We start from the raw sequence: 15,495 nt of genomic DNA on the forward strand, positions 1-15,495 counted from the left end.
GAAAAATCCAAGTAGGCCAGCAAGGCATGGAACGCCCTGTTGCGGCGTTTTACCGAAGGCGCGGCGCTATCCGCTCGATGTAAAAGACGGTATGTCGACAAACTTTTACACACCGTCCTCGGTCACACGTGGGGCGCACTGCTTGATTCGGCTGCGCTCGACGATATTTGACCATCGCTTAAGTTTTTTGCTTGAAGCACGACGCGGCCTTAAGTGCGCACCAAAGCCCCCCTTTGGTGATGGCTTTGGTGAAGGGCCGCGACGTCTTTACCGGGTAGTGCAACGCTGAACGCCGCAGCACCTCCAAAAAAGGAAACATAACCGAAATCAGAAAGTGCGATACATGCAACTCGCGACAACGAATGAAACCGATCTCAACGAGATCCGGTATGACTATGAGCGGTGGCTCGTTGAATATGGCTTTTCGCATGAATTTGTGCGTGTGGTGGTGGAAGATTTGAGCGATCACATTGCTATGCCACCCGAGTTCGACGCCTTCGAACTTCGCGCTTCGGCCATCCACGGGCAGGGACTATTTGCCACGCACCTGATATCCGCCGGCGAACTGATTGCTCCGGCCCGAATTGCAAGGAAGCGCACGCATGCGGGGCGTCTCACGAACCATTCAATTCGGCCCAATGCCAAGTTCACTCGGAAGGCAGAGGCAGCCGACAGCGACATGGATATGGTTGCCACCCGTCTGATCGACGCCGGTGAAGAGGTGCTGGTCGACTACCGCCAGGCCAGCAGCGAAAACGGGAATGGGATACGGCCAGACAGGGCCAAGTCGATTGAAACCGTAGTTCTGCGACTGCATCGTAGCGGCTTTACAGGTGTCACCGAGCTTGAGTTAGAGCATTTCCTGACCGGTGTCCTAGTGGCGACCGGCTACATACCATCCGACTTGGTCTCTTGGATATGCGCCGGACGGATCAACAATATGGCCGAACATGTTGGTTACCTACGCGCTGGGCTGTTCGTAGGGAAGATGTTTGCGCTTGGCGCGGTGGCCGGCAAACACTCCTGGCCGATTATGCCTTGAGGATGCGCCCGATGCTGGCACGAGATATATCGTAGGTGCGGGCCAGCTCGCTGATCGACGAACCTTTTGCATGCTGCGCAACGATGGCCAGTCGCTGGCTGTCATTTGTTTTGGTCGGGCGGCCCAACTCCGTTCCTTGCTGCTTGGCGCGCGCCAACCCTGCTTGGGTACGCTCGACCAAAAGATCCCGCTCCATTTCCGCGACGGCGCCCAGCATGGTCAGCATGAGCTTTCCTGCCGGCGAGGTCAGATCAAGCTTGCCGAGCTGCAGCACGATCACCTCGATGCGGCGGGCGGCCAGCGCCTTGATAGTGGCGCCGACGTCCTGCGCATCACGCCCCAGGCGGTCAAGCTTGGATACAACCAGCGTTTCGCCAGCGCGTATCTGCTGCTGTAGCTGCGCAAACTGTGGCCGCTGCGCTGCTGGCACCTTTCCCGATACGCCCTCGTCTGCGAACCAGTAATCGATCACGATCCCGGCACGCTCAATCTCCTGGCGCTGGTTCTCGGTGGTCTGGTCTGCCGTGCTGACTCGGCCGTATGCGAAAGTTGCCATTTCTATCTCCAAGGGTGAGCAAGCATGTTCAATAACGTGTTCAATATATATGAACATGCCCATAAATCAAAGGGGTATTTTATGAACATCACTGAGGAGGGGTTTTATCGCCTGTTCATAAACGGTCGTTTTTGAACATGTTGTTGAGACGCTGGTGCCCTGGTTCAAGTGCGTGCAACATGACCAGGATTACCATATTGTCGATATCGGCCATGCGCATGCTGTTTGATGATGCTGGCAAGCTGGCCCCTCGGCAACGGTGCGTGAATCAAATACTTACTGGCCAGGCTGCGATGGTACGGCCCGGCGTTACCTCAATGACGAAAAATAGGAGCACGAGCATGACACCTACCGAAATCGATGTCCTCACCAGACTTGCGGAAGCAATAGAAAAAATGCAGCGCACTCCACTACCGCTATCCATAGACCTTTGGGATATGGAAATGCTGGGGCAATACTTTAAGCGAAACCCGCAGGTCGTGCGCCAGAACATCGCCTGTCTTCCCAGCTTCCCAAAGGCGATCAGGCTGCCGACGAAAGCGAAATCGCATCCGCTGTACAGTGCAAAGGAAGTGGTCGAGTGGGCACAGCGCCACCGTGACAAAAACTGATAGTCTGGCCCGGCGACGAATTTCAGCGTCTTCGCCAACCCTGCAGTTGCCGAGTGCCCCGCTCAGCGCCATCGATGTAGGAGTTGGTATCGCAACAGCGATCCATCCGGGCCGTGATCCCAAGCACGCAATACAGAGTACTTTTCTTTTTGACGGTACTTTTGACGGTACCTCAATGCCGTAACGGCGAAGAGTTAGCCGTTCATGCGGGTTTCTGGTGCAAATTCGATTCCGGCTCCCGCACCACAGAACACATCAAAGAAGTACCGATAAAGCCATTAAATCCAATGAAAACAAGGATTTAGTGGCTTTTTTCTTGTCCGTTCATTCCGAACACCAGCGATTATTCCCGATGGCGCTCCATGACCCGCCTGCCGCTGCTGCCCTGGCCGCAGCGGGGAAGTGCGGCCGCGTCACTGGATAGCGGCCGACTATTCCTTGCCATCATAGGAAGGTCATTTCCAGACCGGCCATCCTGACAACGAAGAAGGTGACGATCCCCAAGGCCAGGAGCAACAGCATGAAGACTGCGACCACCTTGCCGCTTGCGCGCAGCACCGCGCGGTTTTGCTTCGCCTTATCCTGATCCTTCTTCCCTTGGTCGTAATGCCACTTGATGGCGAAGAACATGCCCGTGCAGAGCACGAAAGCCTTGAATGTCACGAAGACTATGGGGGTCCAATCGATCATTTTGCGTATTTCCAGTCTATTACTTGACACTATCTATCGTGAGGAGCACTACCTCAAAACGCTGCTTCAGCAGCTTCTGTTCCAACCATCCCCCAGGCATCCTGTTTGACTCTTTCATTATAGCTACCTATGAAATAACAATGGCATCGGGCGCAGTGATTGGCCGAATACGGATGAGAGAGGAGAAAACGTCAGCGACTGCCATGCAAGGATGCTGCCGCACGTTCTGAAGCATACTACTTCAAAACAATTTCCATACATTGAGACAAAATGTCCCAGTTGAAAACCATGCAAGATGATCATTTGGCCATCTGCTTGCCGCGATGCGCCGGGAACGAGGGAGCGGAACAGCAGCAGGGAAGCTGCCGCCTCAGGCGAGTACTTAACCAAACGGCCGCACGCCAAACAGCACGCCGTGCAGCCAGAACGCCAGCAGCAGCCACAGCGCGACCCCGGCGCCGATGGCGATCAAGGTGCCTGGCATGCTGCCACCCTGGTAGCGGGTGCCGGCCGCGCGGTCGCGCCGCACGGCCGCATACAGATCCACTGACGACCAGACGAGGAAGCCGCCGAACAGCAGCACGTCGGCCACGCTGCCGTTGGCCAGCAGATGCGCCACGGCCCAGAGTTGCGTGCCCAGCAGCATGGGGTGGTGCACCCAGGTCTTGATGCGGTTGCGCGGCACATTGGCCGCCGCTAATAAAATCAGCGAGAACAGCATCAGCAGGCCGCTGGCGTGGCGCAAGCCCATGGGCGGCGCCCACAGCACCAGCGGCTGCTGGCGCGCCAGGGCGTAGCCCCAGATGATCAGACCCAGCCCGGCGAACGCCACGAGCGAATACAGTCCCTTCCAGCGCTTTTCGCCGAGGCGCGCCAGCTGGGCGCTGCGCCAGCCGTCGGCGACGATGCGCACCGAGTGCAAGCCCAGGAATAACAGCAAACCGAGTATCAGCACCGTCATCGTCTTCTCCCGCAGTCAATACCAGCTACCGAGCATAGACGACGCCATGGCCGGCGTCGTCCGCGCAGATCAACGTTCCTCGCGATAGTAGTCGCAGCCCTCGAACGTGGTGCGCAGCGCCTGCTGCAGTTGGGCGTAGCGCTCCGGCGTCAGGTTGAAACGCACGTCGATCTGGCCGTCGTCATCCATCTGCATGGCCGCCTCGGCATCCATCTGCACGGACAGGCGGTTCGGATGCAGGATCACGGCGTGCATGTGGCCATACCAGGCAAATTCCTGGCCGCAATATTCAATATAGGGTTCGTCCATGCCCATGGCGACGTCCTGCTCGTCATACTCGTCGGCGCGCTGCAGCATCAGGTAGACGGGCTCGCCTTTGCCGGCCGGCGCGGCCAGGGTGGTGATCAGGGCGTCGTCTTCATTCATAACGGACAACTCGGTGGCGGTAAATCCTGCGGACATGGCGTGCTTTCAACAAATAGGGGGATGACGCCACCATAGCGCAAAAGCGACCCGGACGACATAGGCGCGGGCGAATAAAGCGTGCCGTCACGAAAATCCATCGCCGCCTATAATTACCGCTCCAAACTATTTCCACAGGAGACAGCCTTGACCGCAACATCGCCCTACACCATCCGCCTGGCCATTCCCGCCATCGACACCTACCAGCACCTGCGCGTCGCCGCCGGCATGAGCGCGAAAACCGCAGAGGCGGCGGCCAAGGGCTTGCCCAACTCCCTGTTTGCCGTGCAAGTGCTGCTGGGCGACGAGGTGGTGGGCATGGGCCGCATCATCGGCGATGGCGGCTGCTTCTTCCAGGTGACCGATATCGCCGTGCTGCCCGCGCACCAGGGCAAGGGCCTGGGCAAGCGCATCATGGGCGAGATCATGCAATTCATCGAGAAGGACGTCCCGCAAAGCGCGTATGTCAGCCTGATCGCCGATGGCCAGGCGCAAGAGCTGTATGCGCAATTCGGTTTCAAGCATACGGCGCCCGTCTCCGTCGGCATGGCACTGGTACGCTAGTGCCGGCCTGGCTGGCTGCCAGCACGGCGCTGGCGCTGCTGTTGAGCGCCGCCGCCTGGCGCGCCGAGCGCCTGCTGCAGCGGCGCGGGCGCACGACGCGCTGGCTGTGGCTGGCGGCCATCGCAGCCTCCGTCATCGTGCCGCTGGCGTGGCTGCCCGGCGTGCTGGCGGCCATGCCTGCGACACAATCGCAGCTGAAACTGGGCTGGTTTGTCTTATCCAGCGGCATGCTGATGCTGTTGCTGCTGCGCAGCGCCTGGCTGCTGTCGCACCAGCGCCGCTGGCAAAAAACCACCTTGCTGGGTACGCCCGTGTACTTGAGCGGCGGCATCGGCCCTTGCGTGGCGGGGCTGCTGCGGCCGCGCATCGTGATGCCCGTCTGGCTGCAACTGATTCCTCCCCGGCAACAGGCGCTGCTACTGGCGCACGCACAATGCCGGCTTGCCGCGCGCGACCCGCAGCTGCTGGCCCTGGCCTACGCCTTGATCGTGCTCATGCCCTGGAACCTGCCCCTGTGGTGGCAGCTGCACCGGCTGCGCTTTGCCATCGAAGTCGATTGCGACGCGCGCATGCTGGCACACGGCCACGCGTTGCGCGACTATGCCACGGTGCTGCGTCGGCACGGCCAGTATTACTCGGGCTTGACGGGCGCCGCCCCCATCGTGCTGGGCGACCCGCGCGCACTGCGCCGGCGCCGCCATCTGATGGCCAGATTTACCGGGAAGCAGACGGCGAACTTGCTATAGTAGCGGCAACGCCGCGCGGCGCGCCCGCGTTCCCGGCTCCCCCCTTAGAAATCAGAGAGATACCATGCTTTACCTGCTTGCCATCGTGATCGTCATCGCCCTGCTGTACTACGTCTTCAGCGGCCGCACGCCCGCCAAACCGCTGCACAAGCCGCTCATGTCCGTGCGCCAGTACGTGCCGGCGATTCCCGCAGGCGCACCGGCGCACCACTGGAGCGACGAGGGGCGCTTTGCGTCGGAGGTGGAAAACGAAGCGATGTACCAACCCGCCATCGCCAAACTGGCCGGCGAGCACGGTCCCGGCAACGCGGAAGAAAAGTGCCTGGCCCTGCTCGTCTGCGACGATGCCAATCCGTTCCAGGACAAGGCCATCGCCGTCTTCATCGATGGCCAGCTGGTGGGCTACCTGTCGCACAACGACGCCCTGCGCCTGCGCCGCAACCTGGGCCGCCAGGACCTGGTCGGCCAGCTGACCTCATGCGACGCCGTCATCCGTGGCGGCGGCCTGTGGAACGGCAAGCGCCTGTCGTATGCCGTCTGGCTGGACTTGCAGCCCTACAATTAAAACCTATCCCGCGCGCGCCAGCCTGACAGCGCGCGTGGCAATAAAGCTGGGCAGGTATTTTTCAATTTCAAAGCGCGGGTGGGGATGCATTTCCTCGTGGTAGCCTGCCAGCACGAAGCCCGCCGCCAGCTGGCCGCCGATCTGGCTGTCCAGGCCATGGCCGAAAACCAGCGCCTCGCCCTTCTCCATGCGCGTCGCCAGCGCATCGGCGTCCATATCCTCCACATCCGAATACGGCAACACGAAACGGGGCCGTATCAAGCCCTGCTGTGCCCATTGCGGGTCGCGGTCGCCGATGAACACGGCCGGGTTGAAGAAACTGCTCAGCAGCACGCCGCCATCGGCCAGCACGCGCGCGCATTCGCGCCACACGGGGGCGATATCGGGTACGTACTGGTTCGATACAGGATGGACGATGACATCGAAGCTGGCGTCGGCAAAACAAGCCAGGTCACGCATGTCGCCCTGCACGGTGGCCAGCTGCAAACCGTCGCGTTCCGCCACCATGCGGTCTTGCGCCAGTTGCTGCTCAGACAAATCGAACACGGTGACGTGCGCGCCAGCGGCGGCCAGCACGGGCGCCTGCTGCCCGCCGGCACCGGCCAGGCACAGGATGCGCTTGCCGCTTACCTCGCCCAACCAGCCGGCCGGCAAGGGGCCGGGCGTCAGATGGATCTGCCACTGCCCGGCGCGGGCAGCCGCGATGGTGGCGCTGTCGACGGGCTGCGACCACGGGCTGTTGCGTGCAGCCTGGGCATCCCAGGCTTGCTGATTATGCTGCAAGAAGTTGTTACTTAAAGGCATCGTCATCCTTTCAGAAAAAAGCAGGATGCGAATGTAGCATGACGCCAGGCAAGGCGTCGCACTGCGCATGCTGGCCGAAAAAGGACTACGAGAAAGTATCGAAACCTGAGAAGTGAACTCCCGCCACGGCCAGCGTTGTTGCGTCACACAAAGCAATGCCGGACAGATGGCGCCGGCGCCGATGCAGACCACTGGAAGGGCAAGGAGTTCAATGCCATTATCGCTGGCACGGGGCCAGGCATTTTGATGCACATCAAACAGCTCGCAATTTCCTGGCCGTGGCCTTGCGGAAGGCCACGGCCCGTGTTTTTTTGACCCATATCAAGTCCAGCATAAGAAAACCGCCGCCCGGCACGGCAATGCTGGACTTGCCCGTGTTGCCGTTCTAGCCTTGTTGCCATCCTGACTACCGAGTGACCACATGGCTTACAAATCCATCCTCGTCCACGCCGACCTGTCGCGCCATGCGCCGCAGCGCATCGCCATCGCGGCGCGGCTGGCGCACGCACACCAGGCGCACCTGATCGGCGCGGCGATGACGGGCCTGTCGCGCTTTACCCTGGAAAACAACCGCGGCATGCGCGGCGGCGCCGTGGCGGCGCAGATCAACGCCCTGCACGGGCAGGCGGAACAGGCGCTGGACCAGTTCGAAACGCTGGCGCGCCAGGCCGGCGCCGTCTCGCTCGAGCGGCGCCTGATCGAAGACGATGAAGATGGCGGCATGGCCGTCAGCGCCCGCTACAGCGACTTGACAGTGCTCAGCCAGCACGACGACAGCGAAGCATTGCCCGGCGCCATGAGCGACCTGGTGCCCTACGTGATGCTGAACGCGGCCCGTCCCGTACTGATCGTGCCGCGCAGCGGCCAGTTTACGGAAGTCAACAACACCGTGGTGGTGGCCTGGGATGGCAGCATGGAAGCGACGCGCGCCATCGGCCACGCCCTGCCGCTCTTGCGCGCGGCGCGCCTGGTGGTGCTGGCCCTGCTGCACCCGCCGGCCGGCCACGCGCAGCCGGCCCGCCACCCGGGCGCCGACATCGCCGCCTACCTGAGCCGCCATGGCGTGCCCGTCGAAGTGCGCCCCGCCATCGCCACGGGCGACATCGGCGCGGCGCTGCTGGCCATGGCCGCCGAAGTGCATGCGAACCTGCTGGTGATGGGCGGCTACGGCCACGCGCGCTTCCGCGAAATTTTATTGGGCGGCGTCACGGAAACCGTGCTGCGCCAGATGACCTTGCCCGTGCTGATGGCGCACTGAGCTAAGGCGCGCCACGTTTATTTGCTAAATAGCTATAATTGCCTGATTAATTACTTCAAGGCAATGTACATGAAGCAACAACTGATCAATTGGGGCAGCACCCTGGCGCCGTTCGGCAGCGACCTGCTGTGGACGGTCCTGCCGTGGATGCTGCTGTATGGCGTGATCGGCTTTGTGCTGGCGCTCGGCATCTGCTACCAGCTGGCCAGAAAATGCCTGCTGGTGCGCCGCCCGCCCGCCTGGCACGTGGCCGCCAAGCTCAGCTATGTGTTGATCCTGCTCGCGCTGCCGCTCCTCGGCGGCGGGCTTGGCGCCGTGCATAGCGTGCACCGCGTGGTCGACCAGGCCCTCGAGCGCGACCTGCAGCCGGTATTCGAAGCACAGATGCCGGCGCTGCGCGTCTACCTGGAACAGCAGGTCAAGCTGATCGCCCCGGGCCAGCCGATCAGCGTGCGCAGCCTGCTCGAACCGCTCGTGCAAGGCATGTATTACCGGCCCACGTCCGGCAGCTACTGGGAACGCAGCAAGGCGCGCTGGATCAATGAATTCATCCTGCGCCGCGGCAGCGTGCTGCTGACGCAGGTGCTGCAAGAACAACTGATCGCCAGGGTCGGCCTGCTCGGCGAAGCGCTCAAGGGCGCCAACTTCCGGGGCCAGGCGACCGGTGACTTGGCCGCGCTGGGCACCGACCTGGCCGTGCGCCTGACCACCGACGTGGCGCGCCAGGCCGATTTCAGCAAACTCGACAAATCGGTGCCGATGATTTTCATCGACGCCATCAAACGCCAGGCGGGCGCCTATTTCAATTCGTTCAAGATCACGCTGGGCCTGTTCGCGCTGGCGGCGCTGCTGCTGGTGTGGGGCGAGATCATGCTGTACCGCCACTATTACCTGCGCCGCCATCCGCCCGCCGCGGCCCTGCCCGTGGCGCCCATGTAAAAAAGCCGCGCCTCCTTGCGGATGGCGCGGCCTTCAAGCGGCAGCTAAAACCTTAGGCTTTGCGCTGTGCCACTGCGTCGACCACGCACAAGGCCGTCATGTTGACGATGCGGCGCACGGTGGCCGATGGCGTCAAAATGTGCACGGGCTTGGCGCAGCCGAGCAGGATCGGCCCCACGGCGATGCCGTTGCCGGCGGCCGTTTTCACCAGGTTGTAGGCGATGTTGGCCGACTCGATGTTGGGCATGACCAGCAGGTTGGCATCGTGCTTCAGTGCCGAGTTTGGCATGATTTTTTCACGCAGCTTGCTGTCGAGGGCCGTATCGCCGTGCATTTCGCCGTCGATTTCCAGGTCCGGCGCACGTTCCTTGATGATGGCCAGCGCGGCGCGCATCTTTTGCGCCGAGGCGCTGTCGCTGGAACCGAAGTTCGAATGCGACAGCAGGGCCGCGCGCGGCGACAGGCCGAAACGCGTCATTTCCTCGGCAGCCATGATGGTGATCTCGGCCAATTGCCCGGCGTCCGGGTTTTCGTTGACGTGCGTGTCAACCATCACCAACTGGCGCTCCGGCATGATCAAGACGTTCATGGCCGCGTAGACATTGCTGCCGGCGCGCTTGCCCAGCACCTGGTCGATGTATTTCAGGTGCAGCTGGGTGGTGCCGAAGGTACCGCAAATCATGCCGTCGGCGTCACCCTTGTGGATCATCATCGAACCGATCAGGGTATGGCGGCGGCGCATTTCCAGCTTCGCGTACTCCTCGGTGACGCCTTTGCGGCTGGTCATCGCGTAATACGTGTTCCAGTAATCGCGATAGCGCTCGTCGAAGTCCGGGTTGATGACGTCGAAATCGACGCCTTGCTTGAGGCGCAGGCCGAACTTCTGGATGCGCGCTTCGAGCACCGGTGGACGACCCACCAGGATGGGACGCGCCAGTTTTTCATCGACCACCACTTGCACGGCGCGCAGCACGCGCTCTTCTTCGCCTTCGGCGTAGACGATGCGTTTGAGTTCGGCCGGGGTGGATTTGGCCATCAGGAACAGCGGCTTCATGAAGGTGCCGCTGCGGTAGACGAATTGCTGCAGGCTGTCCGCGTACGCTTGCAAGTCCTTGATCGGACGCGTGGCGACGCCCGATTCCTCGGCTGCCTTGGCCACCGCTGGCGCGATCTTGATCAAGAGGCGCGGGTCGAACGGCATCGGGATCAGGTATTCAGGACCGAACGACAGATTGCTGATGCCGTAGGTGGTGGCGACGATGTCCGACTGCTCGGCATGCGCCAGGTCGGCGATCGCGTGCACCACGGCGATTTCCATCTCGCGCGTGATCGTCGTCGCGCCGCAATCGAGGGCGCCACGGAAGATGTACGGGAAGCACAGTACGTTGTTGACCTGGTTCGGATAGTCCGAACGGCCCGTGGCGATGATGGCGTCGCTGCGCACGGCCTTGACTTCTTCCGGCAGGATTTCCGGATTCGGATTGGCCAGCGCCAGGATCAGCGGGTTCGGCGCCATCTTGCGCACCATGTCCTGTTTCAGTACGCCGGCGGCGGACACGCCGAGGAAGATGTCGGCGTCCGGGATGACTTCGCCCAGGGTGCGCAGCGGCGTGTCTTGCGCGAAGCGTTCCTTGTCCGGGTCCATCAGTTCCGTGCGGCCCTTGTAGACCACGCCGGCCAGGTCGGTGACGTAGATGTTTTTCAGGGGGAAGCCCAGGTCGACGATCAGGTCCAGGCAGGCCAGCGCCGCGGCGCCCGCGCCCGACACGACCAGCTTGCAGTCCTCGATTTTCTTGCCGACGGCTTTCAGGCCGTTCAGGATGGCCGCGCCGACGATGATGGCGGTGCCGTGCTGGTCGTCATGGAAGACGGGAATCTTCATGCGGCTGCGCAACTGGCGCTCGATATAGAAGCACTCGGGCGCCTTGATGTCTTCCAGGTTCACGCCGCCGAAGGTCGGTTCCAGCGAAGCGATGATGTCAACCAGCTTGTCCGGGTCCATCTCGTTGATTTCGATGTCGAAGACGTCGATGCCGGCGAATTTCTTGAACAGCACGCCCTTGCCTTCCATCACCGGCTTGGCGGCCAGCGGGCCGATATTGCCCAGTCCCAGCACGGCCGTGCCGTTGGTGATGACGGCCACCAGGTTGCCGCGCGCCGTATATTTATAGGCATTCGCCGGATCGATGACGATTTCTTCGCACGGAGCGGCCACGCCTGGCGAGTAGGCCAGCGCCAGGTCGCGCTGGTTGGTCAGTTGTTTGGTGGGCGTCACGCTGATTTTGCCGGGGCGCGGGCACTCGTGATATTCGAGTGCGGCCAAGCGCAATTGTTGACGCAATTCTTCTTTTTTATCAGATGACGAATCCATGCTGTGCAGCCTTCCTGTTTGGTCGATCGGGTGTTCCGGATTTTATCAGACCGATTCTTTCAATTAGCTAGGTATTTTCCGCTAGCCACAGTCTGATATCACGAAAACGCATAACCTAGCATTGTAAGGCCGTCCGGCGGCACAAACGTCCCCGGCAGGAAAAACTATCAAATTTTATATTTCAATTAATTTTCATAATTACCATCCGCCAGCGCGCGGCGATGGTGCATCTAGTCGAAATTTTCATCGGTCAAGAAGGCATACTCGTCATCGATCAGCATTTGCAGATAGGCGTCGAAGCTGTCGGCGATGACCAGGTAGCTATCGGGATCATGCAGGAAGCGCACCACCTGACCGCAGGTACCGGACGCCGTCGGCGTGAAATCGATATACAGCCGCGACGAGCCGCCATTGTTCATGCAATGCGAAAAACACAGGCGCCGGCCCTGCTTGATGCCGGCGTCGATGCGGGCGTCGACGATGCCGGGATCGTCGTCAAGGTAATGGCCGTAGATCTCGGCGATGCTACGCTGGTTCGCCAGTCCGTCCTTGAGGATTTGCTCGACGGAGCTCAGGTAATACGGATACTCGAACACGTCCGAGCCCAGCAGATAAACGGACACCGTGCCGCCAGCATATTTTTCATGATAGGTGCCGTTATAGATACTCAGCAGCTGCAACAGGGTGTCCGGGCACAGCGGATAAGCCTGGCGCAACTGATCGAGTTGCTGCGCGCTGGCGCCGCTGGCCAGCGCCAGCTCGTCCAGGCTTTCCTGCGGCAAGCGCTCATGCACGCCGGCGAGGTAGGTTTCAAGAAGGGGGGATTTATTGATCGGGGTCGACAAACGCATACTCCTGGTTGATCTGCAATTGCAGGTAATCATCAAAACTGGCAGCAATCACGCGGTACTCATCGGGGTCGTGCACAAAACGGATTACCTGTCCCGTCACGCCGCCAGAGCCTGGCGCAAAATCGAGCGACAGCATCGAGGTGCCGCCATTGTTCATGCAGTGCGCAAAACACAGCCGTTCGCTGCCGCTGGCCTGCGCATCGATTTTACTGTCGAGCGTGACGCTAGCGTCGCCCGCAAGCTCGCCATATATCTCCACTATGCTGTCGGGATACAGTTGCCGGTCTTCCAGTATCTGTTCGACCGAGCGCAAGAAATACGGGTAACGGCCCATGGCAGGGTCGGCGCCCAGCACCAGCACGGCCGTGCCGTTGCCATCTGCGTCATCGTCCCAGTGAGTGCCGTTGAGTTGGCCCAGCAGGGACAGCAGGCTGGCGGGACAGTCAGGAAACGCCCGCAGCAAGCGTTGCAGCTGCGCCGCGCTGGCGCCGCTGGCGCCGGCCAGCCGTGCCAGCGGGGTGGGCGGCAAGGCCAGTCGCAGTCCTGCCAGATAGTGGTCGACGATGTTCATGGGCGAAATATAGCAGCTGCCGGCACCCGGCAGGAGCACGCTAACGCGACGGGGCCAGATGAGCACCGGGCGCGAAGCGCATGGCGATCAGCAGCAGCAGCACCACGCCGCCCGCCATCACCATCCATGCCTGGGCCAGGCTGGACGAATGCTGGCGGATCAGGCCGGCAATGAAGGGCATGCTGCTGGCGATGATGTAGCCGCCGCCCTGCACAAAGCCCAGCAGCGCGCCGGCGCCGGCCGGGTCCGCCACATGGTCCATGCTGACGATCAGCGACAACGGGAAAAGGGAACCGATGCCGCAGCCCAGCAGGATCACGGCGGGCAGCGCCAGTTGCGCCGGCGCCACGATCAGACAGGCCAGCCCCCCCAGCACGGACAACAAGACGGACAGCAGCAGGATGCGGCGGTCGGGAAAGCGGTGGATGATGCTGGAAATCACCAGTCCCGCCAGCACTTCCACCAGAGTCAGGGCGCCCAGCAGCAAGCCGCTGTCGGCCGCGCTCCAGCCCAGTTCCGTGTAAAACGGCGGCAGCCAGGCCAGCACCAGGGTGTAGGCGCCCGTGCCGATGCCGAAAAACACCATCAACAGCCAGGCGCGGCCACTGCCCACGGGCAGGCTGGCGCCCACGCCGCCGGCCACGTCCACGCGCGCAGCGGCAGCGCGGCGCCACAGCAGGGCGGCGGCCACGGCGGGCAGCGCCCACAAGGCCAGCAGCGCGTTCCAGCCCCAGCTTTGCGCCAGCGGTGAAGCGGACGCGGCGGCAATGGCCGCGCCGCCCATGATGCCGGTCGTATAAAACCCCATCAACTGGCCCGCCCGCGCGGGAAAATGCCGTTTGATGAAGGCTGGCAGCAAGGCTTGTACCAGTGCGATGCCCAGGCCGCCCAGGGCCGCCGTGGCGATCAGGCCGCCGCTTCCATGCAAGGGCCAGCGCAGCGCGCAGGCGGCAGCGATGATGGCGATGCCCAGCGCGATGCCACGCGCCACGCCCAGGCGGCGCTGCAGCTGGGCGCCCGCCAGCGCGCACACGCCCATGGCGAACACGGGCACGGTGGTCAGCAAGCCCGCATCGGCATTGCTGATGCCCGTGCTGGCCTGGATGCTGTCGAGCAAGGGGCCGATCGCGGCCAGGATGGGCCGCAGGTTCAAGCCCAGCAGGATGATGGCGGCCACCAGCAGGGCGGACGAGGGCAGTGGGGAAGATACGGGGCGTTCAAGAGGCATGGCAGAGTTGTCCTTGCCTCGCAGGGAGGCACATGGTTTAATGCGTTACATAATAACTTGATGAAAAGTATCTTAGCATAAAGATAGAAATCTATCTTGATGTCGAGATAAATGCATACACCATGATGGATATCCCGCAAGAACACACGCGCGCGCAATTTGCCGCCGCACAATGGCAGCGCGAATTGCCGCAGATGGATACGCATGCCATGCAACTGGTGGGCCAGCTGGGCACGGTAGCGCAGCTGATGGCGCGCGACTGGCTCAATCCGCTGTTTGCCGAACATGGCTTGCAACCGGGCGAATTCGACGTGCTGGCGACATTGCGCCGCTCGGGCACGCCCTATGCGCTGACGCCGACGGCCCTGTACGAGGCGGCCATGCTGTCCTCGGGCGGCATGACCAACCGCATCGACCGGCTGGAAGCGGCCGGCCTGATCGAACGCCAGAAACACCCGGCGGACCGGCGCGGCGTGCTGGTGGCCCTGACGCCGAAGGGATTGGCACTGATTGACAAGCTGGTGTTGCTGCACGTGGAGAACGAACGCGCCATGCTCTCGCCTTTGAGCGCGGACGAGCAGCGCCAGCTCGACGAATTGCTGGCCAAGCTGCTGCAGGGCATGGCGCAGGCGAAGAAAGTTTAAGGAGCGAGCAGCTGCGCCAGCTCGCGCAGCGCCGCATTGCCGCGCCGTGCCAGGCGCTGCAGTTCGGCAGGGTCGCGGCTGTCGTACAGGGCCTGGACATGGCCCACGCTGGCCGCGCGCAAGTCGATATCGCTGTCGCGGTCCGCAAGCTGGGCGTCGGCCACGTGGCCCTCGACCAGTGTCAGATAGTAATGGCGGGGCTTGCCGCGCAAGTTGGCGGCAAACTGCAGCACCAGACCACTGTCGAACAGCAGGGCGCCGCTGCGGCCCCCCTGTTCCAGCAGCACGCGAAACGCCGGCAAGGGCTGCCGCGCCGCGCGCAGGAAACTGGCCAGGTGCACCTGATAACCGAGGTCCAGGCCATTCGCGCCCAGTTGGTCGCGCTGCAGATACGCCTTGAATGACGCCTGCACCTGCCGCTTGCCCCTGCGGAACAGGCGCTCGTCCTCGTACAGGCACAGCTGGCCGCCGTCGCTGATGGCGTCGAAGCCCCACGCCACCAGTTCCTGCGCCTCGAAGGAGGCCAGGCCGACGGCTTGCGGGTCGCGCAGCCAGCCATGGTCGAGCCAGGATTGCAGCAGGTCGTGAATATCGAGAATGGGCATGGCAGGTTGCTCGGCAGTGGAAAAGAC

At 62.2% G+C, this 15,495-nt stretch carries 18 protein-coding genes; 8 read left to right on the forward strand and 10 right to left on the reverse strand.

Translation table 11 applies throughout. The features are described 5' to 3' along the window. Positions 1-343: 343 nt before the first annotated feature. Positions 344-1,042 carry an SET domain-containing protein gene (locus O0882_RS06535; protein WP_289946274.1) on the forward strand — a complete coding sequence of 233 codons (699 nt, stop codon included), beginning with the start codon at positions 344-346 and terminating at the stop codon, positions 1,040-1,042. Here O0882_RS06535 and O0882_RS06540 read toward each other — a convergent pair. Beyond that, positions 1,032-1,598 (reverse strand): recombinase family protein, encoded by a 567-nt coding sequence (locus O0882_RS06540; RefSeq protein WP_289946276.1) that lies wholly within the window; start codon positions 1,596-1,598, stop codon positions 1,032-1,034. The two genes, O0882_RS06535 and O0882_RS06540, sit on opposite strands and share 11 nt — an antisense overlap. A 341-nt stretch (positions 1,599-1,939) precedes the next feature. On the opposite strand from O0882_RS06540, the gene O0882_RS06545 reads away from it, so the two are divergent. Beyond that, the gene (locus tag O0882_RS06545; RefSeq protein ID WP_077409174.1) at positions 1,940-2,209 is read left to right on the forward strand and encodes a hypothetical protein; all 270 of its coding nucleotides are present in this window, start codon (positions 1,940-1,942) and stop codon (positions 2,207-2,209) included. Positions 2,210-2,653: 444 nt separating this feature from the next. On the opposite strand, the gene O0882_RS06550 is transcribed toward O0882_RS06545, so the two are convergent. From O0882_RS06550 to O0882_RS06560, 3 genes are all read right to left on the reverse strand, one after another. After that, positions 2,654-2,899 (reverse strand): hypothetical protein, encoded by a 246-nt coding sequence (locus O0882_RS06550; RefSeq protein WP_289946277.1) that lies wholly within the window; start codon positions 2,897-2,899, stop codon positions 2,654-2,656. A 382-nt stretch (positions 2,900-3,281) separates the two neighbouring features. Then, positions 3,282-3,860, reverse strand: a complete 579-nt coding sequence (locus O0882_RS06555) for an NnrU family protein (RefSeq protein WP_289946278.1) — start codon at positions 3,858-3,860, stop codon at positions 3,282-3,284. Between the two features lie 69 nt (positions 3,861-3,929). After that, positions 3,930-4,322 (reverse strand): Imm10 family immunity protein, encoded by a 393-nt coding sequence (locus tag O0882_RS06560; protein WP_096237964.1) that lies wholly within the window; start codon positions 4,320-4,322, stop codon positions 3,930-3,932. Between the two features lie 147 nt (positions 4,323-4,469). On the opposite strand from O0882_RS06560, the gene O0882_RS06565 reads away from it, so the two are divergent. From O0882_RS06565 to O0882_RS06575, 3 genes are all read left to right on the forward strand, one after another. Continuing rightward, a complete protein-coding gene (locus O0882_RS06565; RefSeq protein WP_289946280.1) occupies positions 4,470-4,886 on the forward strand; it encodes a GNAT family N-acetyltransferase in 417 nt (138 codons plus the stop codon). Next, positions 4,886-5,632: a M56 family metallopeptidase gene (locus O0882_RS06570; protein WP_289946283.1), complete on the forward strand. Its 747-nt coding sequence runs from the start codon at positions 4,886-4,888 to the stop codon at positions 5,630-5,632. The genes O0882_RS06565 and O0882_RS06570 overlap by 1 nt, the downstream gene beginning before the upstream one ends. Positions 5,633-5,696: 64 nt before the next feature. Next, positions 5,697-6,197, forward strand: a complete 501-nt coding sequence (locus O0882_RS06575) for a hypothetical protein (protein WP_289946285.1) — start codon at positions 5,697-5,699, stop codon at positions 6,195-6,197. Between the two features lie 3 nt (positions 6,198-6,200). Here the strand turns inward: O0882_RS06575 and O0882_RS06580 are convergent, their stop codons facing one another. After that, entirely contained in the window at positions 6,201-7,001 is an 801-nt protein-coding gene (locus tag O0882_RS06580; RefSeq protein ID WP_289946287.1) for a class I SAM-dependent methyltransferase, read from the reverse strand. A 421-nt stretch (positions 7,002-7,422) separates the two neighbouring features. Here O0882_RS06580 and O0882_RS06585 point away from each other — a divergent pair, with 421 nt between their 5' ends. Further along, complete coding sequence (locus tag O0882_RS06585) at positions 7,423-8,259, forward strand: universal stress protein (protein WP_289946290.1); 837 nt, start codon at positions 7,423-7,425, stop codon at positions 8,257-8,259. A 69-nt stretch (positions 8,260-8,328) separates the two neighbouring features. Continuing rightward, positions 8,329-9,198 (forward strand): hypothetical protein, encoded by an 870-nt coding sequence (locus tag O0882_RS06590; RefSeq protein WP_289946293.1) that lies wholly within the window; start codon positions 8,329-8,331, stop codon positions 9,196-9,198. A 52-nt stretch (positions 9,199-9,250) separates the two neighbouring features. Here the strand turns inward: O0882_RS06590 and O0882_RS06595 are convergent, their stop codons facing one another. The 4 genes from O0882_RS06595 to O0882_RS06610 form a co-directional block, all read right to left on the reverse strand. Beyond that, entirely contained in the window at positions 9,251-11,569 is a 2,319-nt protein-coding gene (locus O0882_RS06595) for an NADP-dependent malic enzyme (RefSeq protein ID WP_289946295.1), read from the reverse strand. A gap of 230 nt (positions 11,570-11,799) precedes the next feature. Further along, positions 11,800-12,414 carry an SMI1/KNR4 family protein gene (locus O0882_RS06600; protein ID WP_289946296.1) on the reverse strand — a complete coding sequence of 205 codons (615 nt, stop codon included), beginning with the start codon at positions 12,412-12,414 and terminating at the stop codon, positions 11,800-11,802. After that, positions 12,395-12,991, reverse strand: coding sequence for an SMI1/KNR4 family protein (locus O0882_RS06605; RefSeq protein WP_289946298.1), 597 nt, complete (start codon positions 12,989-12,991; stop codon positions 12,395-12,397). The genes O0882_RS06600 and O0882_RS06605 overlap by 20 nt, the downstream gene beginning before the upstream one ends. Positions 12,992-13,031: 40 nt before the next feature. Continuing rightward, entirely contained in the window at positions 13,032-14,219 is a 1,188-nt protein-coding gene (locus tag O0882_RS06610; RefSeq protein ID WP_289946300.1) for an MFS transporter, read from the reverse strand. A gap of 125 nt (positions 14,220-14,344) precedes the next feature. On the opposite strand from O0882_RS06610, the gene O0882_RS06615 reads away from it, so the two are divergent. After that, positions 14,345-14,863 carry a MarR family transcriptional regulator gene (locus O0882_RS06615; RefSeq protein ID WP_289946867.1) on the forward strand — a complete coding sequence of 173 codons (519 nt, stop codon included), beginning with the start codon at positions 14,345-14,347 and terminating at the stop codon, positions 14,861-14,863. Here O0882_RS06615 and O0882_RS06620 read toward each other — a convergent pair. Continuing rightward, complete coding sequence (locus O0882_RS06620; protein ID WP_289946301.1) at positions 14,860-15,468, reverse strand: hypothetical protein; 609 nt, start codon at positions 15,466-15,468, stop codon at positions 14,860-14,862. The two genes, O0882_RS06615 and O0882_RS06620, sit on opposite strands and share 4 nt — an antisense overlap. Between the last annotated feature and the right edge of the window lie 27 nt (positions 15,469-15,495).

This window comes from Janthinobacterium sp. SUN073, from assembly GCF_030397665.1.
Taxonomy (GTDB): Bacteria; Pseudomonadota; Gammaproteobacteria; order Burkholderiales; family Burkholderiaceae_D; genus Janthinobacterium.